This window comes from Nocardia sp. NPDC060220 (assembly GCF_042727815.1).
Taxonomy (GTDB): Bacteria; Actinomycetota; Actinomycetes; order Mycobacteriales; family Mycobacteriaceae; genus Nocardia.
On the sequence record NZ_JBHWZY010000861.1, the window covers coordinates 1 to 2,852 of the forward strand.

3 protein-coding genes are annotated in these 2,852 nt (G+C 68.8%); 2 read left to right on the plus strand and 1 reads right to left on the minus strand.

Annotation, left to right across the window (positions count from 1 at the left end):
• Window positions 1-1,033: lipase family protein (locus ACFWF3_RS30855; protein ID WP_379317236.1), on the plus strand; the 1,033-nt coding region annotated here is incomplete at its 5' end.
• Window positions 1,034-1,057: 24 nt separating this feature from the next.
• Complete coding sequence (locus ACFWF3_RS30860; RefSeq protein ID WP_379317237.1) at window positions 1,058-2,245, plus strand: lipase family protein; 1,188 nt, start codon at window positions 1,058-1,060, stop codon at window positions 2,243-2,245.
• Here the strand turns inward: ACFWF3_RS30860 and ACFWF3_RS30865 are convergent.
• Window positions 2,246-2,852, minus strand: a 607-nt coding sequence (locus ACFWF3_RS30865) for a xanthine dehydrogenase family protein molybdopterin-binding subunit (protein ID WP_379317238.1), incomplete at its 5' end; no start/stop codon positions are given.

Below are 2,852 nucleotides of genomic sequence, written 5' to 3' on the forward strand. Positions count from 1 at the left end.
GGTCCAGGAACCACTGCCCTACTTCCCCACCGCCACAGTCACTTTGGTGAAGTTCCGGTCCAACGACTCCCAGGGCAGGCCGATCGCCGCGACCACCACGATCCTCACCCCGAAAGACCATCGCCCCGGCGCGCCGTTGCTGTCCTACCAGCACATCATCAACGGTCTCGGTACCCAGTGCGCGGTCTCGCGGGCCCTCTACGCCTACGATCCGAATCTGCTCTATCGCGCTGTGCCGCTGCTGAACACGATGCTGCTGCGCGGCTGGAGCATCGCGCTGCCCGACCATCTCGGCCCCAACGCCGCCTACGGCGCGGCCAGACTCGGCGGACAGATCACCCTCGACGGCATCCGCGCCGCGACCAGGGTCGCGGAACTGGGTCTCGCCGACAGCCCGGCGGCCATGCTCGGATACTCCGGCGGCGGCATGGCGACCGGCTGGGCGGCCGCGCTCGCACCGCAGTACGCGCCCGAACTGCGCCTGGTCGGCGCCGCGCAGGGCGGGGTGCCGATGAACATCACCACGATGGCGCGCGCCCTGGGCTTCGCCCCGCATCCCATGTTCGGTCTCGCGATGGCCGCGGCACTCGGCCTCGAACGCGAGTACCCCGACCGCCTCCCGATCAGCGGGCAGCTCAACGACACCGGCTTGGCGGTACGCGATGCCATGGCCAACGGGTGCACGGTCGAACTCATCGCCGCCGGAGCCATGCACAGCGCCTCCGACCTCGCCTCGACCGTCTCACTGATCGACGACCCCCGGGCGTGGGAAGTGGGCGACGCCAACAGCCTGGAACTGTTCGAGCCCGTGCCGACGATCCCGATCTTCGAGTGGCACACCCCCATCGACCCACTCATCCCCGTCGACGCGGTCGATCGCACGAACCAGCGCTACTGCGAGGCCGGGACACCGGTCCACTCGGAGCTCTATCCGAGCCCCGACCACCTGGCCACCGCGGTCATGGGTTTCCCGTCTGCCGTCGCGTGGCTCGACGCCCGCTTCCGCGGCGAGCCCGCGCCGAGCAACTGCTGACCTCCCGAGAGATAAGGATCCACCATGCGCCGGATTTTGACGGCCGCACTCACGGTGCTGTTCTACGGCCTCACCGTCGCCATCTTCGCTCCCGCGGCGACGCCGGAGCCGCGTTACCCCACCCCCAACCCCGATCCCTTCTTCACCGCACCGGCCGATATCGGCGACTTCGCGCCCGGTGATGTGGTGCGGCAACGGAAGTTCGACCTCGGCCCCTACCAGGGCACCGATATCTGGCATGTCGCCTTCCGCTCGACCAACTCCGCGGGTGACCCGATCATGGGCGTCACCACGGTCCTGATCCCCGCCGGTGTCACGAACCCGCCGCTGGTGTCCTACCAGGCGCTGATCAATTCCCTCGGCACCAAATGCAACCCTTCCACCTCGCTGATCAACGACGAGACCCCCGACGCGTTCGGCGCGGTTCTGCCGCTGGGCCGCGGTTGGGCGGTCGCCTTGCCGGACTACCTCGGGCCGAATGTCGCCTATGGCGCCGCCCGGCTCAGCGGCATGGTCACCCTCGACAGTGTGCGAGCGCTCCAGCGCGCGCCCGAACTCGGCCTCGGCCAGTCCCCCATCGCACTCGCCGGGTACTCCGGCGGCGGGCTGGCGACCGCGTGGGCGGCCGCGCTGCAACCGACCTACGCACCGGAATTGACGCTCGCGGGCGTCGCCGCCGGCGGCATCCCGGCCGACCTCGAACAGATGGCCCTCGGGATCGGCTTCGGGCACCATCCCGGTTTCGGCCTCGCCTGGGCGGCGGCGATGGGTCTGGAGCGCGAATACCCCCAGCGTCTGCCCATTTCCGACCAGCTCAACGGCGAGGGCCTGTGGTTCCGTGATTTCACCGCTGACGAATGCCGGCGCTTCCTGCTGTTCCACGGTATAGCCCGCAGCGCCGAACAGCTGGCAGCGACCAAGTCCCTGATGGACAGCCCCGAGGCACGAGCGGTGTTGCGGGAGAACAGTTTGCGCTACGACCCCGAGGTGCCCGAGACACCGATGTTGATCTGGCAGGGCGTCTTCGACGAACTGACACCCTTCGACGCCGTCGAGGACGTAGCCACCCGCTACTGCGCGGCAGGCGCGCCGGTCACGTTCTCCCGCTATCAGATCGCCGAGCACATGACGACCGCGGTGGCGGGTCTGCCGGAGGCCTGGAACTTCATCGAAGCCAGGTTCCGCGGCGAACCCGCGCCGACCCGCTGCTGATCAGAGCGCGCCGAGCAGGTCTTCGAGGTGAATGGGGACGCGGCGAACGCGAACGCCGGTGGCGTGGTAGACCGCGTTGCCGACCGCGGCCGCCGAGCCGACGATGCCGATCTCGCCGATTCCCTTGCTGCCCATCGGGTTCAGATGCGGATCGTGTTCGTCGATCCAGCTGACGTCGATCTCGCCGATATCGGCGTTGACCGGGATGTGGTACCCGGCGAGATCGTGGTTGACCACGGCGCCGAGGCGCGGATCGAACTCGCTCTCTTCCCACAGCGCCATCGACAGACCCATGGTGACAGCGCCGATGAACTGGGAACGGGCCATCCGTGGATTGATGATGCGGCCCGCCCCGAAAACGCTGACCACGCGCGGAACCCGGATCTCGGCGGTGTCGGTGTGCACGCGGACCTCGACGAAGTGCGCGCCGAACGCATGGGTCGAAAAGTTCTCTCTCCCTGGATATTCGGGCGCATCGACCGTGATCTCGGCGCCGTCGGCGGGTTCCGGCCCGAAGCGGTCACGGAACGCTCGCGCGGCGGCCACCACGGCCGAACCCCACGACGCCATGCCGGCCGAACCGCCCGCGACCGTCCCCTGGGGGAGG